19 protein-coding genes are annotated in these 16,261 nt (G+C 62.8%); 5 read left to right on the plus strand and 14 right to left on the minus strand.

The genetic code is table 11. The features are described from left to right. Positions 1-26: 26 nt before the first annotated feature. The 7 genes from HH213_RS08685 to leuS all read right to left on the minus strand — a co-directional run bounded on the left by HH213_RS08685 (position 27) and on the right by leuS (position 7,899). Positions 27-1,196, minus strand: a complete 1,170-nt coding sequence (locus HH213_RS08685) for a THUMP domain-containing class I SAM-dependent RNA methyltransferase (RefSeq protein WP_169115047.1) — start codon at positions 1,194-1,196, stop codon at positions 27-29. Positions 1,197-1,286: 90 nt separating this feature from the next. Further along, positions 1,287-1,889, minus strand: a complete 603-nt coding sequence (locus HH213_RS08690; RefSeq protein WP_110845487.1) for a 2-hydroxychromene-2-carboxylate isomerase — start codon at positions 1,887-1,889, stop codon at positions 1,287-1,289. A gap of 10 nt (positions 1,890-1,899) precedes the next feature. Next, positions 1,900-2,322 carry a CopD family protein gene (locus HH213_RS08695; RefSeq protein ID WP_169111999.1) on the minus strand — a complete coding sequence of 141 codons (423 nt, stop codon included), beginning with the start codon at positions 2,320-2,322 and terminating at the stop codon, positions 1,900-1,902. A 9-nt stretch (positions 2,323-2,331) separates the two neighbouring features. Continuing rightward, entirely contained in the window at positions 2,332-3,597 is a 1,266-nt protein-coding gene (locus tag HH213_RS08700; protein WP_169112000.1) for a glutamate-5-semialdehyde dehydrogenase, read from the minus strand. Positions 3,598-3,613: 16 nt separating this feature from the next. Then, complete coding sequence (gene holA, locus HH213_RS08705) at positions 3,614-4,630, minus strand: DNA polymerase III subunit delta (RefSeq protein ID WP_169112001.1); 1,017 nt, start codon at positions 4,628-4,630, stop codon at positions 3,614-3,616. Between the two features lie 9 nt (positions 4,631-4,639). After that, the gene (locus tag HH213_RS08710; protein ID WP_169112002.1) at positions 4,640-5,269 is read right to left on the minus strand and encodes an LPS-assembly lipoprotein LptE; all 630 of its coding nucleotides are present in this window, start codon (positions 5,267-5,269) and stop codon (positions 4,640-4,642) included. An 8-nt stretch (positions 5,270-5,277) separates the two neighbouring features. Next, a complete protein-coding gene (leuS, locus tag HH213_RS08715; protein WP_169112003.1) occupies positions 5,278-7,899 on the minus strand; it encodes a leucine--tRNA ligase in 2,622 nt (873 codons plus the stop codon). Between the two features lie 215 nt (positions 7,900-8,114). Here leuS and HH213_RS08720 point away from each other — a divergent pair, with 215 nt between their 5' ends. From HH213_RS08720 to map, 3 genes are read left to right on the plus strand one after another with little or no spacing between them, the layout of a single operon-like run. Next, the gene (locus tag HH213_RS08720; RefSeq protein ID WP_169112004.1) at positions 8,115-8,903 is read left to right on the plus strand and encodes a helix-turn-helix transcriptional regulator; all 789 of its coding nucleotides are present in this window, start codon (positions 8,115-8,117) and stop codon (positions 8,901-8,903) included. A 37-nt stretch (positions 8,904-8,940) separates the two neighbouring features. Next, a complete protein-coding gene (locus tag HH213_RS08725) occupies positions 8,941-9,291 on the plus strand; it encodes a VOC family protein (RefSeq protein ID WP_169112005.1) in 351 nt (116 codons plus the stop codon). 59 nt (positions 9,292-9,350) lie between these two features. Beyond that, positions 9,351-10,196: a type I methionyl aminopeptidase gene (map, locus tag HH213_RS08730; protein ID WP_169112006.1), complete on the plus strand. Its 846-nt coding sequence runs from the start codon at positions 9,351-9,353 to the stop codon at positions 10,194-10,196. Here map and HH213_RS08735 read toward each other — a convergent pair. Genes HH213_RS08735 through HH213_RS08755 form a run of 5 tightly spaced genes read right to left on the minus strand, consistent with a single transcriptional unit; the run spans position 10,183 to position 13,075 of the window. Next, positions 10,183-10,509, minus strand: coding sequence for a barstar family protein (locus HH213_RS08735; protein ID WP_110845495.1), 327 nt, complete (start codon positions 10,507-10,509; stop codon positions 10,183-10,185). The genes map and HH213_RS08735 overlap by 14 nt on opposite strands. Beyond that, positions 10,509-10,937: an ExbD/TolR family protein gene (locus HH213_RS08740; protein ID WP_110845496.1), complete on the minus strand. Its 429-nt coding sequence runs from the start codon at positions 10,935-10,937 to the stop codon at positions 10,509-10,511. Before HH213_RS08740 ends, HH213_RS08735 begins: the two co-directional genes overlap by 1 nt. Positions 10,938-10,951: 14 nt before the next feature. After that, positions 10,952-11,617 (minus strand): MotA/TolQ/ExbB proton channel family protein, encoded by a 666-nt coding sequence (locus HH213_RS08745; RefSeq protein ID WP_169112007.1) that lies wholly within the window; start codon positions 11,615-11,617, stop codon positions 10,952-10,954. Continuing rightward, positions 11,614-12,420, minus strand: coding sequence for a 4-hydroxy-tetrahydrodipicolinate reductase (gene dapB / locus HH213_RS08750; protein ID WP_169112008.1), 807 nt, complete (start codon positions 12,418-12,420; stop codon positions 11,614-11,616). Before dapB ends, HH213_RS08745 begins: the two co-directional genes overlap by 4 nt. 13 nt (positions 12,421-12,433) lie before the next feature. Beyond that, a complete protein-coding gene (locus HH213_RS08755) occupies positions 12,434-13,075 on the minus strand; it encodes an outer membrane protein assembly factor BamE (protein WP_169112009.1) in 642 nt (213 codons plus the stop codon). A 182-nt stretch (positions 13,076-13,257) separates the two neighbouring features. On the opposite strand from HH213_RS08755, the gene fur reads away from it, so the two are divergent. Next, positions 13,258-13,689 carry a ferric iron uptake transcriptional regulator gene (gene fur / locus HH213_RS08760; protein WP_110845500.1) on the plus strand — a complete coding sequence of 144 codons (432 nt, stop codon included), beginning with the start codon at positions 13,258-13,260 and terminating at the stop codon, positions 13,687-13,689. Here the strand turns inward: fur and hrcA are convergent. Together hrcA and HH213_RS08770 are read right to left on the minus strand one after the other, a co-directional pair. Next, positions 13,686-14,702 (minus strand): heat-inducible transcriptional repressor HrcA, encoded by a 1,017-nt coding sequence (gene hrcA / locus HH213_RS08765; RefSeq protein ID WP_174864401.1) that lies wholly within the window; start codon positions 14,700-14,702, stop codon positions 13,686-13,688. The genes fur and hrcA overlap by 4 nt on opposite strands. 37 nt (positions 14,703-14,739) lie before the next feature. After that, positions 14,740-15,456, minus strand: coding sequence for an HAD family hydrolase (locus HH213_RS08770; RefSeq protein WP_169115049.1), 717 nt, complete (start codon positions 15,454-15,456; stop codon positions 14,740-14,742). Positions 15,457-15,632: 176 nt separating this feature from the next. On the opposite strand from HH213_RS08770, the gene HH213_RS08775 reads away from it, so the two are divergent. Then, on the plus strand, positions 15,633-16,238 hold the full coding sequence (locus tag HH213_RS08775; protein WP_110845503.1) for a hypothetical protein: 606 nt from the start codon (positions 15,633-15,635) through the stop codon (positions 16,236-16,238). The last annotated feature ends 23 nt before the right edge of the window (positions 16,239-16,261 follow it).

Consider the following 16,261-nt stretch of genomic DNA (forward strand, 5'->3'; position numbering starts at 1 on the left):
TCAGACCCCTCTGTGGCCCTGCGGGGTTAGGCTTCTTTCGGCTTGGCGGCGTCGCGGCGGTTAAAGCCGGCCACCATATCGAAGCGGAACAAACGGCATTCCAGCGCGCCGTTGAAGAACGGCGTCTTGCGCGATTCCTTCAAGCGCAGCAGCTTCGGCACGCCCAGATCCGCCGTGAACAGATACACCGTCCAACCGGCAAAGCGCTGCTTCAGCGTGCTGCTGAAATCCGCATAGAAGCTGTTGGCCAGTTCATCCTGCGGCAAGGTGCTGTCACCGCGCACGCCGATACGCTCGCCGTACGGAGGGTTGGTCAGCAAAATGCCCGGTACCGAAGTCGGCGCCTGCACCTGCTGCGCCTCGATCTGCTTCATCGGCACATCAAACAGAATGCCGGCGCTGCGCAGATTGTGACGCGCCATCTCCACCATATCGCCGGAGATATCGGAACCGAAAATGGTCGGCTCGGACGGCAAAGGATTCGGCTTGATGGCGGCCTTCATGTCCTGCCACACCTTAGCGTCGAAATCATGGAACTTCTCGAACGCGAAACGGCGACGCGCGCCCGGCGGCACGCCCTGCACCATCTGCGCCGCTTCGCACAGGATGGTGCCGGAACCGCACATCGGGTCAAACAACGGCATGCCCGGCTTCCAGCCCGATACGCGCAGCAGGCCGGCGGCCAGGTTCTCGCGCAACGGCGCATCGCCGGTCTCGGTGCGCCAGCCGCGCTTGAACAGCGCTTCGCCCGAGGTATCCAGGTAGACGATGAACTGGTGCGCGTCGACGAAGCCGAAGACGCGCATGTCCGGTTCCTTGGTATCGACCGAAGGACGCTTCTTGTATTGATCGAGGAAGCGGTCGCAGATCGCGTCCTTGATCTTCAGCGTGGTGAATTCCAGGCTTTTCAGCGGCGACTTCACCGCCGTGAGATCCACGCGAATGGTGTGGTCGTAGCCGAACCACTCTTCCCACGGCTGCTCCAGCGTCAGGTCGTAGATGTCGTTTTCGTTCTTGTAGCCGCCGGCGGCCATGCGCATCAGCACGCGCGACGCAATGCGCGAGTGCAGATTCATGAGGTAAGCGTCGGTCAACTCGCCCGAGGCGTGCACGCCGCCGGGAACTTCGTTGTGCACCTTGAGGGTGGTGCTTTGTTGTGCGATTTCGCGCAGTTCTTCGGCTAACGCCGCTTCCATGCCGCGCGGGCATGGGCAAAAGAAGGATGCCATAGGTGTACCTTTTGTCCGTTAAAAAAATGCGCGCCGCCCACGCGGGCGCGGCGCCTGTTACTTCGTCATTGCGCGCTCCAGGAAGTCCAGACGATCCTGGCCCCAGAAGCTTTCGCCTTCCAACACATACCACGGCGATCCGAACACGCTGGCGGCGTTCGCATCGTCTGTATTGCGGTCATACTCGGCCTGCGCACTGGCCGTTTCCGCCGACTTGACCAGCGCCTTGCCATCCAGCTCGCAGCTGCCGGCGATCTGCACCAGCGTGGCCTCGTCGCCGATATTCCTGTCTTCCGCCCACAGCGCGCGCATGATGGCGCCGGCCAGCATCAACGCGACGTCGGTGCCGTGCGAAATGCGCGCGGCCACAATCATCTTGTTGGCCAGCTCCGGCGACACCGGGAAAAACTGAGGCTGCGTCTTGAGCGGAATGCCGAGATACGCCGACCAGCGCGCCAGTTCCAGCAGGCGGTAAGCCTGCCGCTGCGGCGCGCGCTTGGCCAGCGGCAGGCCGCCCGACACGCCAAACACCTTGCTCAAGTCGCAGGGTTTCAACTCAACCTGCACGCCATGTTTCTGCGCCAGCGCGACGAAGCGCTCGTGGCCCAGATACGCCCACGGCGAATGCGCTGCAAAGAAGTACTGACACACTTTGCTCATGATGCTTCCTTTAGAAAGGCTTGACCACCACCAGCAGCACGATGCCCAGCATCAGGAACACCGGCAGCTCATTAAACACCCGGAACCACTTGTGACTGCGTTTATTGTCGCCGCGCTCGAAGCGCTTCAGGATGCCGCCGCACATATGGTGATAGCCGATCAGCACCACCACCAGCGCCAGCTTGGCGTGCAGCCAGCCGGGCATGTGCGCGCCGTACGCCAGATAGATCAGGTACGCCCCGAACAGCACCGCAAACACCGACAGCCACAGCGAAAAACGATACAGCTTGCGCGCCATCAGCAGCAGGCGCTCGCTGGCGTTGCGGTCGGTCTCCATCGCCAGGTTGACAAAGATGCGCGGCAGGTAGAACACGCCGGCCATCCAGGCGATGACGAAGAAGATATGCAGTGCTTTGATCCAGAGGTACAGCATGAGCGATCCTTATTGTCTAACTTCTCCGTGGCCGAATACCACGTATTTCAGCGAGGTCAGACCTTCCAGGCCGACCGGGCCGCGTGCGTGCAGCTTGTCGTTGGAGATGCCGATCTCCGCCCCCAGGCCATACTCAAAACCGTCCGCAAAGCGGGTCGAGGCGTTGATCATCACCGACGCCGAATCGACTTCACGCAGGAAGCGCATCGCCGCCGAATGGTCTTCGGTGATGATCGCCTCCGTGTGCTTGGACGAGTAAGCGCTGATGTGATCCATCGCCTCGTCCATATCCTCTACCACTTTGACCGCCAGAACCGGCGCCAGGTATTCGGTCGACCAATCCTCTTCCGTCGCGTCCACCAGATGCGGGTAGCCGGCCAGGATGGCTTTCGCTTCCGGATCGGCGCGCAATTCGACTTCCTTGGTTGAGTACAGCGCGGCCAGTTGCGGCAGCACCGCCGGCGCGATCGAACGCGCCACCAGCAGCGTTTCCATCGTGTTGCAGGTGCCGTAGCGATGGCACTTGGCGTTGAAGCCGATGTCCACCGCTTTCTTCATATCGGCCTTGCCGTCGATGTAGACGTGGCAGATGCCATCGAGGTGCTTAATCATCGGCACCGTGGCCTCGGCCATCAGGCGCGCGATCAAGCTCTTGCCGCCACGCGGCACGATCACGTCCACATACTGCGGCATGGTGATCAAGGCGCCGACGGCGGCGCGGTCGGTGGTGTCCACCACTTGCACGCCATCGGCCGGCAGGCCAGCGCCTTCCAGGCCTTGCTTGACCAGCTTGGCCAGCGCGCGGTTGCAGTGAATCGCTTCCGAGCCGCCGCGCAGGATGGTGGCGTTGCCGCTCTTGATGCACAGCCCTGCTGCATCCACCGTCACGTTGGGGCGCGATTCGTAGATGATGCCGATCACGCCCAGCGGCACGCGCATCTGGCCGACCTGGATGCCGGTCGGCCGGAACTTCAGGCCGGAGATTTCACCGATCGGGTCCGGCAGCGCGACGATCTGGCGCAGGCCTTCGATCATCGTGGCGATGGCCTTGTCCGACAGCGCCAGGCGGTCCAGCATCGCCGGTTCCAGGCCGTTGGCGGCGGCGGCGTCCATATCCAGCTGATTGGCGGCGCGCAGCGCGTCGGCATCACGTTCAATTGCATCGGCGATCAACGTCAGCGCGCGGTTGCGCGCGGCGCTGTCGGCACGGGCCATGGCGCGCGACGCCTTGCGCGCCCGCTGGCCCAGTTGTTCCATGTACTGCTTGATGTCCATCGTCATCTCGTCGGTGTTAGCCGCGCGCGACCTTCAACGCCAGTTGCAGCATCGCGTCCCACGCGTCGCCGGCATACGCTTTCGCGCGCAGGCCCTTGATCATCTTGTCCACTTGCGCCGCATCCTTCATTGCCGCTTCCAGCGTCGGCAGCGACAGCCGGCGCAGCGCCGGGTCCATCATGCGTTCCTTCGGTCCCCAGATGCGATGCTCTTTCAGCAGCGCCCCCAAAGGCCGGCCTTGCGCCATGCCCGCCTTCAGCTTGAGCAGCGTGCGGATTTCCTCCGACACCGCCCACAGCACCAGCGGCAGCGCTTCGCCCTCACCTTTCAGGCCGTCCAGCATGCGGATCAACCGCGCCGGATCGCCCGCCAGCATCGCTTCACTGAGCTTGAACACATCGTAGCGCGCCACATTCAGCACCGCTTCATGCACCTGCTCGTAGGTCAGCTTGCCCGGCTCGTGCAGCAAGGCCAGTTTTTGAATCTCCTGATGGGCCGCAAGCAGATTGCCTTCCACGCGATCGGCGATGAAATCGATGCTCTGCCGGTCCGCGCTTTGCCCTTGTTGGGCAAGGCGCTGGCCTATCCAATTGGGCAACTGCGCCCGTTCCACCTGCGGGATGTCGATATACACCGCCGCCTGTTGCAGACTGGCGACCCAGGCCGCCTTCTGCGTCTGCCAGTCCAGCTTTGGCAGCGTGATCAAAGTCAGGTTGTCCGGACTCAGATCCTTGACATAATTTTGCAGCGCCGCGCCGCCATCCTTGCCCGGCTTGCCGGTCGGGATGCGCAGCTCGATCAGTTTCTTGTCACCGAACAGCGACAAGGCCTGATTGGCCGCCAGCAGCTCGCCCCACTTGAAGCTGCGCTCCACGGTCAGCACGTCGCGCTCGGAATAGCCCTGCGCGCGCGCGGTCTTGCGGATCTTGTCCGCAGCCTCCAGCGCCAGCAGATGCTCATCGCTGGTGATGACGTACAGCTGCGACAGCGATTTGCTCAAATGGCCGTCCAGCGCCTCCAACCGTAATTGCATGCGGCGCCTTTATTGAATCGGCACGGCCGGCGGCAACGTCGACGGCTGACCCGATGGCTGCACGCCACCCGGCAGCGGCGTCGGCGCCAGCGGCGGTAGCGACATGCCGGACGTCTTGACGGCGGCGATGCGGCGCATCATCTGCTGTACCAGATCGGTCTGCATGTCCTTGTACAGCAAGGCCTCTTCCTGCTCCTTGGCCAGCAGCTGGGTTTCGTTAAAGTCGATCGGCCGGGTCAGCGTGATGTTGGTTGGCCCCAGCAGCTCCTTGCCTTGCTTGTCGAGGACGCGGAACAGAATGCTGTAGGTCAGCAGGTACTGTCGCACGCGGCCATTGTTGTTCAGCGACAGAATGGTCTTGGTCTTGGTCTTTTCCGGATTGCTCAAGACATCGACCACACCATCGGCGTCCTTGGCGCTGGCGACCACCGTGGTGCCGCCGTTGGCGCGAATATTGCGCTTCAGATCAATCGCCAATGGCGACGTCTCTGGCAGCCCCACATAGATCGTCGGGAACGGCAGCGTGTAGTGGCCGCTGTCGCCGCGCAGGTGGAAACCGCAGGCCGTCACCGTCAACGACGCGGCCAGCACGGCGGCATACAGCGCGCCGCGGCGGAAAAACTTCAGAGTAGTCGCCATGGTTCTCTTTACACTACGATGTTAACCAGCTTGCCCGGCACCACGATGATCTTCTTCGGCGTGCCTTCGATGAACTTCTGTACCGCTTCGTTGGCCAGTGCGGCCGCTTCAATGGATGCCTTGTCGGCGCCCTTGGCCACCACCACGCTGCCACGCAGCTTGCCGTTCACCTGGATCATCATCTCGATTTCCGATTGTTCCAGCGCGGCTGGATCAACCTGCGGCCAGGCCGCGTCGAGGATATCACCAGCGTAGCCCAGCTCTTTCCACAGCACGTGGGTGATGTGCGGCGCCACTGGGTTCAGCAGGCGCAGGAAGATCGCGTAGCCTTCCGACAGCACGGCCGCTTCCACGTCCTTGGCCGATTCGAGCGTGTTCAGCATCTTCATGCAGGCCGAAACCACGGTGTTGTACTGGATGCGCTTGACGTCGTAGTCGGCCTGCTGCAGCACCTTGTGCACTTCGCGGCGCAGCGCTTTGCTGGCATCGGAAGTAGCGACAGCGGCCAGCGGCGCACCGGCGGCGGCGATGGCTTCACGCTGCGCGTAGCCGAAGGCCCACACGCGACGCAGGAAGCGGTTGGCGCCTTCCACGCCGCTGCCCGACCATTCCAGCGTTTGCTCTGGCGGCGAGGCGAACATGGTGAACAGGCGCGCGGTGTCGGCGCCGTATTGTTCGATCTGCGCTTGCGGATCAATGCCGTTGTTCTTCGACTTCGACATCTTCTCGGTGCCGCCGATCTGCACCGGTTGGCCGTCGTCCTTCAGGGTTGCGCCTTGCGGACGGCCCTTGTCGTCCAGCGTCAGGTCGACGTCGGCCGGGTTGAACCAGATCTTCTTGCCCGAATCTTCTTCGCGGTAGTAGGTCTCGTTCAGCACCATGCCCTGGGTCAGCAGGTTGGTGAACGGCTCGTCGAATTTCACCAGGCCGAAGTCGCGCATCACCTTGGTCCAGAAGCGCGCATACAGCAGGTGCAGCACCGCGTGCTCGATGCCGCCGATGTACTGGTCCATCGGCATCCAGTAATCGTTGCGGGCGTCGACCATGGCGTCGTTCGAGCCTGGCGAGGTATAGCGCATGTAGTACCACGACGAATCGACGAAGGTATCCATGGTGTCGGTTTCGCGGCGCGCAGGCTTGCCGCACTGCGGGCAGTCGCACTTGAGGAAGGCTTCGTACTTGTTCAGCGGGTTGCCGCTGCCATCTGGTACGCAGTCTTCCGGCAGCACCACCGGCAGGTCTTTTTCCGGCACCGGCACCGAGCCGCAATCGGCGCAGTTGATCATCGGGATCGGCGTGCCCCAGTAACGCTGGCGCGAGATGCCCCAGTCGCGCAGACGGAAGGTGATCTTCTTCTCGCCCAGGCCGAGGGCGGCCATGTCGGCGGCCACCGCATCGACGGCTTCCGGGTAGCGCAGGCCGTCGTACTTGCCGGAGTTGGTGACGATCGAAATCTCTTTGTCGCCGTACCATTCCTGCCAGGCTTCGGTGGAGAATTCCTGGCCTTCAGCCTTGATCACTTGCTTGATCGGCAGATTGTATTTTTTGGCGAAAGCGAAATCGCGCTCGTCGTGTGCCGGCACACCCATCACGGCGCCATCGCCGTAGGTCATCAGCACGTAGTTGCCGACCCAGACTTCGACTTTGTCGCCGGTGATCGGATGGGTGACGAACAGGCCGGTCGGCATGCCCTTCTTCTCCATCGTCGCCATGTCGGCTTCAATCACCGAGCCCAGTTTGCACTCGGCGTTGAAGGCGGCCAGTTCCGGATTGGTCTGCGCGGCCAGCACGGCCAGCGGATGCTCGGCAGCGACGGCGCAGAAGGTCACGCCCATCACCGTGTCCGGACGGGTGGTGAAGACGTACATCTTGCCGTCGCCGATCAGGGCGCCGTCGGCGTCCTTGATCTCGTGCGGGAAAGCGAAGCGCACGCCGGTCGATTTGCCGATCCAGTTCGATTGCATGATGCGCACGCGCTCAGGCCAGCCTGGCAGCTTGTCGTCGACATAGCCCAGCAGTTCATCGGCGTAATCGGTGATGCGCGCGTAGTACATCGGAATTTCGCGCTTCTCGATCACCGCGCCCGAGCGCCAGCCCTTGCCGTCGATAACCTGTTCGTTGGCCAGCACGGTCTGGTCGATCGGGTCCCAGTTCACAGTACCGGTCTTTTTGTAGATGATGCCTTTTTCCAGCATCTTCAGGAACATCCACTGGTTCCACTTGTAGTATTCCGGCTTGCACGCGGTCATTTCGCGCGACCAGTCGATAGCCAGACCCATCAGCTCCATCTGCGAGCGCATGTGGGCGATGTTGGAGTAGGTCCATTGCGCCGGCGGCACGTTGTTGGCCATCGCCGCGTTCTCGGCCGGCATGCCGAAGGCGTCCCAGCCCATCGGCATCAGCACGTTGTAGCCGTTCATGCGCAGATAGCGGTACATCACGTCATTGATCGTATAGTTGCGCACGTGGCCCATGTGCAGCTTGCCCGATGGGTAAGGCAGCATCGAGCAGGCGTAGTATTTACCTTTCGGGAAGCGCGGGTCGTGTTCGACGGCCTTGTAGGCATCGATCGCCTTCCAGTGGGATTGGGCGGCTTTTTCTACGTCAGCGGGACTATATTTATCTTGCATGATGGTGTACGGCCAATTAGTGAATATGAACCGGACATTATACCTTGAGGCCGAGTGTTTCACGCACCGGCGGAGGGTGAAGGCCGGCTGATTCGATAAAATATGCCCGCGCGTGCTTTACCCCTCAAGCGGCGAGCCGCCGTCGGGGTCCGACCCCGTACGGGGTCGGACCCCTTTGTGGCCCTGCGGGGTTGAAAAAAGGATACTGATCTACCATGTTTTATCGCGAATATCCGCCTCATCCGCTGCTGGCGGCACATGTGGCATGCGTGTGGGCGGCGCGGGCGCCGGCTGCAGCGCATACGCACCGGGTGTTGCCGGACAATTGTGTCGATATTCTCTGGCAGGACGGCGGCCAGCAGGGATTTGCGGTGGGGATGATGTCGTCGTCCATCCTCGTCGCCAGCGCGCGGCCGGTGTTGACGTTGGCGGTGCGTTTCAAGCCGGGCATGGCGGGGGTGTTCCTGGCCGCGCCGCTGCAGGCGCTGACCGATCAGCGCGCCGATATCGATTTGCTGTGGGGTCGCAGCGATGCCGATCGGCTGGCCGATGCGCTGTGGACCGACGCGGCGCCGGAGCGCGCGCGGCTGGCCCTGATCGAGCAGGAATTGTTACAGCGCTTGCGGACGGCCAACGGAGATTCAGCGGATGCGATGCGGCCGGCCGGCGCGCTGGCGCTGGTGCAGCGGGCGGTAGCGGCGCTCGATGGTAGCGGCGGCGCCTTGCGCGTCGAACAGCTGGCGGCCGAGCTGGGCGTGTCGCGCCAGCATCTGGCGGTGCAGTTTCGCCAGCATGTCGGCCTGTCGCCCAAGCTGTTTGCGCGGATCTGCCGCTTCCGCCTGGCCACCGCCGCCCTCAAGACCGCGCCGGCCGGCTCGCCCGACTGGGCGCAACTGGCGCTGGAGTGCGGCTACTTCGACCAGTCCCACCTGATCCACGATTTCCAGGCGCTGGCCGCCACCACGCCCGAACGATTCCATTTTTCCAATCGCCCCGCCGCCTGATGTGCCAAGATGATGTTTTTATCAACCGGAGACACTCATGATCAACGGATTACGCACCGTCGCTTACCCGGTGGCGGACCTGACCGCCGCCAAGGACTGGTACACCAAAGTGTTCGGCGCCGCGCCCTATTTCGACCAGCCGTTCTACGTCGGCTTCAACATCGGCGGTTTTGAGCTGGGCCTGATCCCGGACGGCACGCCCGGCACCGCCGGCAGCACCGTCTATTGGGGCGTGGATGATATCGAAGCGGAAGTCAGCCGCATCACCGCGCTCGGCGCCACCATCCATGGCGCCATCCAGGACGTCGGCGAGAGCATCAGGACGGTGGAATTGGCCGACCCGTTCGGCAACATCCTGGGGCTGATCTACAACCCCACTTCGATTTGAAAGCGGTGCGCTAGCGATTGTGGGAAAATACTGCCTCTGCAAATAAAGAGGTCGCCCCCATGTCCGCCACCCGCCGCAACGCCAATCTCATCAAAACGCCTGAGCAAATGGTCCAGGCCCGCGTCGCCGCCCAACTGGCGGCCGACGTGCTGACCATGATCGCTCCCCACGTCAAGCCGGGCGTGACCACGGCCTACCTCGACCAGCTGTGCAACGACTACATCGTCAACGTGCAGCATGCGATTCCGGCCAACGTCGGCTACGGCGGCTTCCCGGCCACCGTGTGCAGCTCGGTCAACCACGTGGTGTGCCACGGCATTCCGTCGGCCACGCAGGTGCTGAAAGAAGGCGACATCATCAACATCGACGTCGCCGTCATCAAGGATGGCTGGCATGGCGATACCAGTCGCATGTATTACGTTGGCGAGCCGTCCAAGCCAACCCGCAAGCTGGTGGAAACCACCTACGCGGCGATGTGGGCCGGCATCCGCGCCGTCAAGCCGAAAGCCACGCTGGGCGATGTCGGCTTTGCGATCCAGACCGTGGCCGAAAAGGCCGGCTACAGCGTGGTGCTGGATTACTGCGGCCACGGCATCGGCCAGGTCTACCACGAAGATCCGCAGGTGACGCACTACGGCCGTCCCGGCCAGGGCATGGTGCTCAAGCCGGGCATGCTGTTCACCATCGAGCCGATGATCAATGCCGGCAAGGCGGCGACGAAGGAATTGAGCGACGGCTGGACCGTCGAGACGCGCGACAAATCGCTGTCGGCGCAATGGGAACACATGGTGCACGTGACCGAAACCGGCTTTGAGGTGCTGACGCTGGCGCCCGGCGAAACCGGCGCCAAGTCGCAGATCCCGAACGCCGTGCCGGCCGGCGCCGAGCCTGCTAGCGCAGCGTAAGCTTCAGGGCCGGCTTCTCGCCGTAATCTTCATAGCGCTCGTTGAGGCCGGCCACGCAGTACGTCAATTCTTCCAGAATATCGGGCACGGCGGCCTGCATGGCCGGCGCGTCCTTGATGACGATTTCCAGCACTTCATTCGGCTTCAGACGGAACTTGCTCATGCCGTCTTCATCGCGCAGATAGCTCAGGCAATCGACCCACGCATCCATGGTGTTGCCATAGGTGTCGGGAAAGCCCATCGCGGCCTTGCAGGCGGCGTGGAAGCTGGGGAAATCGGTGATGGCTGCGCCATTCAGTTCTGCGGTTGCCATTATTTTTGCTCTTTCTTGGGATCGGTGACGAAGCCCAATTTCGTTAATCCATTGCTCTGCGCGGCGGCCATTACCTGCGCCACGATTTCGTAGCGGGTGTCCTTGTCGGCGCGCAGTTGCAGTTCCGGCTGCGGGTCCAGCTTGGCCGCAGTGACGAAGCGCGCTTCCAGCGCGGCCTGATCGACCGGATCGTTATTCCAGAATATCTTGCCCTTGCCGTCGATCGACAGCGTGACCGTGGCGGCCGGCGCCGACGGTGTGGCCGGCGCTTGCGCCTTCGGCAGTTCCAGCTGCACCGAGCCGGTAAACATCGGCGCGGCCAGGATAAAAATCACCAGCAGCACCAGCATCACGTCCACCATCGGCGTGACGTTGATGTCAGCCATCGGGCCCGGATTGCGATGATGGTTGAAGGAGCCGAAGGCCATGATCTTTGGGTTGCTTACTTGGTCAGGTAGGCGTGCAGGTCGTGCGCAAACGCATCGAGCTCGGCCAGCGTCAGGCGGTTGACGCGGTTGAAGCCGTTGTACGCCAGCACGGCGGGAATCGCCACCGTCAGGCCGATCGCAGTCATCACCAGCGCCTCGCCCACCGGGCCGGCCACTTTATCGATCTGCACCGAACCGTGCGACGACACATTGGCCAGCGCATGGTAAATCCCCCACACCGTGCCCAGCAGGCCGACAAACGGCGCCGTGGCGCCAATCGACGCCAGCAGCGTCAGGCCGCCTTCCAGCCGGTTGGTCGAGCGCTGGATGGCGCCGCGCAGTACCCGCGTGACTTGCGCCGCGCGGTCCATCTCGCCGCCCAGTGACGGGCGGTCGGACGCGCGCAGCTGCGTCGCGCCTTGCTCGGCCAGCGGCAGGAAAATCTTTTCGGGATCGGCCAGCGTCAGGACGGAGACGCCATCCTGCATGGTCGGCGCATCCCAGAAGCGCTGTACCGCCGGCGCGCTGCGGCGGATGCGGTAGGCCGCATAGGCCTTGGCCAGGATGAAGAACCAGCTGACGAGCGACATCGCCAGCAGCACAAACGCTACCGCGTGGCTGATGGCGTCGCCTTGCTCCCAGAAACGGGACAGGGTGAATTGGCTGGCGGCCGGTGTCATTGGTCTTTCAGGCCCAGCACGTCGTACATGTCGAACAGGCCGGTCGGCTTGTCGGCCAGGTAGCGGCAGGCGCGCAGTGCGCCATGCGCGTAGGTCACGCGGCTGCTGGATTTGTGACTGATTTCGATGCGTTCGCCGATGCCGGCAAACAGCACGGTGTGATCGCCGACAATGTCGCCGCCGCGAATGGTGGCAAAGCCGATCGACGAGGGATCGCGCTCGCCGGTCACGCCTTCGCGCGCGTAGACGGCGCAGTCCTTCAGGTCGCGGCCCAGCGCATCGGCGATCACCTCGCCCATTTTCAGCGCAGTGCCGGACGGAGCGTCAACCTTGAAGCGGTGGTGGGCTTCGACGATTTCGATGTCGTAGCCGGTCGACAGCGCCTTGGCGGCCTGCTCCAGCAGCTTCATCGTGACGTTGACGCCGACCGAGAAATTGGGCGAGAACACGATGGCGGTTTTCTTGGCCGCGGCGGCGATCGCCGCCTTGCCGGCGTCGTCGAAACCGGTGGTGCCGATCACCAGCTTGATGCCGTGCTCGGCGCAGTAGTGCAGATGTTCCAGCGTCGCTTCCGGACGGGTGAAGTCGATCAGGAATTGCGCGCCAGCCAGACCTTTGTCGAACGCCGATTCCACCGGCACGCCGGCCGGCGTACCCAGGAAGGCGGCGGCATCGGCCTGCTCGTTGCCGGCACGGTCCAGCGCGCCGGACAGGCGGGCGTCGTCGGCGTTCTGCACGGCTTCGATCAAAATACGGCCCATGCGGCCGCCGGCGCCGGCGATGGCGATGTTCATCTGGGTCATGCTCAAATCCTTGTTATTTCTTGTCGTTGCCAATCGTCACACCCACTGGCGCCGCAGCGGCCGGATTGTCGGTGCCGGACGGCAGCGGTGCAGCCGGCGCCGGTTTGGCCAGCACGGCTTCGTCCGCCGCTTCTTTCTTGGCGCTGCGCACCGGACCGGCGATGCGGGCGATGTATTCTTTTTCGGTCGGCAAGTTGCCGCCTTCCCAGCGCGCGACCTTGTTGTCCTTGTCGAAGAACACGATCACGCGGCTGGTGGTCACTTCGCCATTGCCGCGCGACAGGCGGAAGGCGTAATCCCAGCGGTTGCCGTGGAACGGGTCGGTCAGCAGCGCAGTGCCGAAGATGAAGCGGACCTGGTCCTGCGTCATGCCGACTTTCAACTGCGACAACATTTCTTCCGACACAAAGTTACCCTGCTGGATATCCGGGCGATACGGAGAGAAGAACCACATGAAGCGTTGCAGCTTGGTGGTGGTGGTGGTTTGCGCGCCTTTGCTGGCGTCCAGCGTCGGTGCGGCGTCTTGAACCTCGGTGGATTTCTCGCCCAGGGTGGTTTTGGTCGCGCAGCCGCCCAGCGCCAGCGCCACGCATGCGGTGGCGATAGGAGTGAAACGGTGCAACAAAGACTGCGAAAAAGCCTGGGTGACGCGCATAAATGTCCTCAATCTGGTCAAGCGTAAGTGCCGAAAAACGCTATATCATAAAGCACTCGCTGCGGGATGGGGCATTATCCGCCAAAACAAGTGCAAATCTTTGTAAATGCAAAATTCCGGACGGCCCCGGAGTGCGTTAAACTAGCGGCTAGCTATCGCCAACCACATTAAGAGTCTCGACCATGGGTAACAATCCGACCGATCTGAAGGCCAGCGGCCTCAAAGCCACGCTGCCACGCATCAAAATCCTGGATATTTTCCAGAATAGCGAAGTGCGCCACCTGACCGCCGAGGATGTGTACAAGATCCTGCTGGCCGACAACATGGATGTGGGCCTGGCCACGGTGTACCGCGTGCTGACCCAGTTCGAGCAGGCTGGCTTGCTCAACCGCAACCACTTTGAAAGCGGCAAGGCGATTTTCGAGCTGAACGCCGGTTCGCACCACGATCACCTGGTGTGCCTGGACTGCGGCCACGTGGAAGAGTTTTACGACGAGGCGATTGAAGAGCGCCAGCACGCCATCGCCGATGAGCGCGGCTTCAAGATTGCCGAGCATGCGCTGGCGATCTACGGCAACTGCACCAAGACCGCCTGCCCGCACCGCCCAGCCTAACTGTGGCTCAAGGCATTCGACAGTAGCTTCGCGGTGATATCGACAATCGGTATCACCCGTTCGTAGGCCATGCGCGTCGGGCCGATTACGCCCAGCGTGCCGACGATCTTGCCGTTGGCGGTGTACGGCGCGGTGACCACGCTCATGTCGTCCATTGGCACCAGGCTGGATTCGCCGCCGATATAAATCTGCACGCCGCTGGCCTTGGCCGACACGTCCAGCAGCTGCATCAAGCCGGTCTTCTGCTCGAACATATCGAACATCTGCCGCAGCGACGTCATATTCGACGACAAATCGCTGACCGACAGCAGGTTGCGCTCACCCGAGATGACCATGTCGTCCGAATCATCCTTCATCGCCTCGCTGCCGGCTTCCACCGCCACCTGCATAAGGCGGCCCATGTCGTCGCGCAGCTGCCGCACCTCGTTCTGCAGGCGCGCATGCACCTCGTCAAACGCCAGCCCGCCGTAATTCTGATTGATGTAATTGGCCGACTGCACCAGCTGCGCCGGGCTGTAGTCGACATCGGTCAGCAGCAGGCGGTTCTGCACGTCGCCATTCGGCGCCACGATCACCAGCAAAATGCGCTTCTCGCCCAGCCGCAGGAATTCGATCTGCTGGAACACCGATTCGCGCCGAGGGCTCAGCACCACGCCGGCAAACTGCGACAGCGACGACAGCATCTGCGCCGCATTGGTGATCATCTTCTGCGGCTGCGGCGACTGCAGGCGCAGCGGCGCGCCCATGGCTTGCTCGTCGAGCTGCTGCACCGTCAGCAGGGTGTCGACAAAGATGCGGTAGCCGCGCGGCGTCGGCACCCGGCCGGCCGAGGTGTGCGGGCTGGCCACATAGCCCAGCTCCTCCAGGTCCGCCATGATGTTGCGGATGGTGGCCGGCGACAGGTCCAGTCCGGAGATCTTGGACAGCGCGCGCGATCCCACCGGCTGGCCGTCCGCGATATAGCGTTCTACCAGGGCCTTGAGCAGGGTTTGGGCGCGTGTGTCGAGTTGCATGCTGATTTTCAGTGATTACAGGTAAGAGTTGTGCCTATTATGCACGGCTATGCTGCATCTGCCCATGAATCCAGGCCAGCAGCTCGTCAAACGTGGCGCAAATGGCGTCCGGCGTGACGCCCGCTTCCAGATGCGCCTGGCTGCCGTGACGATTCATCCACACTGCGCGCAGCCCGGCCGCTTGCGCCCCCTGCACGTCCAGCCGCAGGTCGTCGCCGACGTAGACCGCATCCTGCGGCGCCACCCCCATCGCCGCGCAGGCGGCATGGAAAATGCCGGGATCGGGCTTGGCGCGGCCGAACTGCGAGGACGACAGCGTGTACTCGAAATGGTGGTCCATGCCGATCACTTCAAGGTCGGCGTTGCCATTGGTGATCACGCCCAGCCGCAGCATGCCCTGCAACAGCGGCAGCACCGGCAGCACGTCGGCGTACGGCGCCACCATGTTGCGCTGGACGGCGAAGTGCTGCATCGAGCCTTCGATATGGGCCGGGTCTTCGCCGGTTTCGGCAAACACCTCGGCCAGCGCCTCGCGCCGCAGCTGGTACAGGTCGGCCACCAGCGCGGGCCGGCGCTCCAGCAGCGCCATGCGACGCACCCGCAGCTCGGCCACGCTGAAGGCTTCGGCGACGCGCGGCGCATGCTCGGCCAGCCAGGCGTGCCAGCTGACTTCGGCGGCCAGAATGACCGGACCGATCGGCCACAGGGTATCGTCCAGATCGAACAGCAGGGCAAGCGGGCGGCGTGGCGTCATGATGGCGAGGGAAAATGGCAAACACGCATATTGTAAGGCCAGCCGCCAGGGACACACGCTGTTACATCCATTTGCATGGGCTGTATTACCAAATGCACTAAAATACGCCGCACAAGTGTAATATGCTGCCTCCCGTGCGTGCTGCCGGTCCCTATTCGTTTTGGAGAGAGAGTTTTATGAAAAGTTCGTTTCTGCGTGCGGGTTTCGCCCTGCTGTGTGCCGTTATCCTGAGCTCGTGCGGCGGCAATAATGGCAGCTTGGCACTGTCCGGCACTATTACTTACAGCCCTACCGGAGCGACCATTACCGGTCTGACGCTGGTCAACAACGGCAATGGTGAAAAAGTCACCATCGATGCCGGCGCCACCAGCTTCATTTTCACCAAACTGCTGGCCGTCGACGAGAAATTCGACGTCGAAGTCGCCACCTCGCCAGCCGGCGCAGTCTGCACGCCGTCGGCCAACACCGGCACTGCCAGCGTCTATACCGTCTACTATGTCACCATTGCGTGTGTCGCCAACCCTTACGTCCTGGGCGGCACCGTCAAAGGCCTGACCACCACCGGCCTGGTGCTGGCCAACGGCGCCGACACCACCGCCGTACTGCCAGCCGGCGGCGCCGACGTCAAGTTCACCTTCCCAACCAAGGTCGGCAATACTGCCCAGTATGGCGTCACCGTGCTGACCCAGCCAACCGGCCAGACCTGCACCGTCGACTCGACGCTGAATCCGGGCACGATGCCGAACGCCGACCAGCTGGGCCTGGGCGTAACCTGCAAATAAGCTGCCGCCGTTCTAATCTTTGG

Source organism: Duganella dendranthematis, assembly GCF_012849375.1.
GTDB lineage: Bacteria > Pseudomonadota > Gammaproteobacteria > Burkholderiales > Burkholderiaceae_D > Rugamonas > Rugamonas dendranthematis.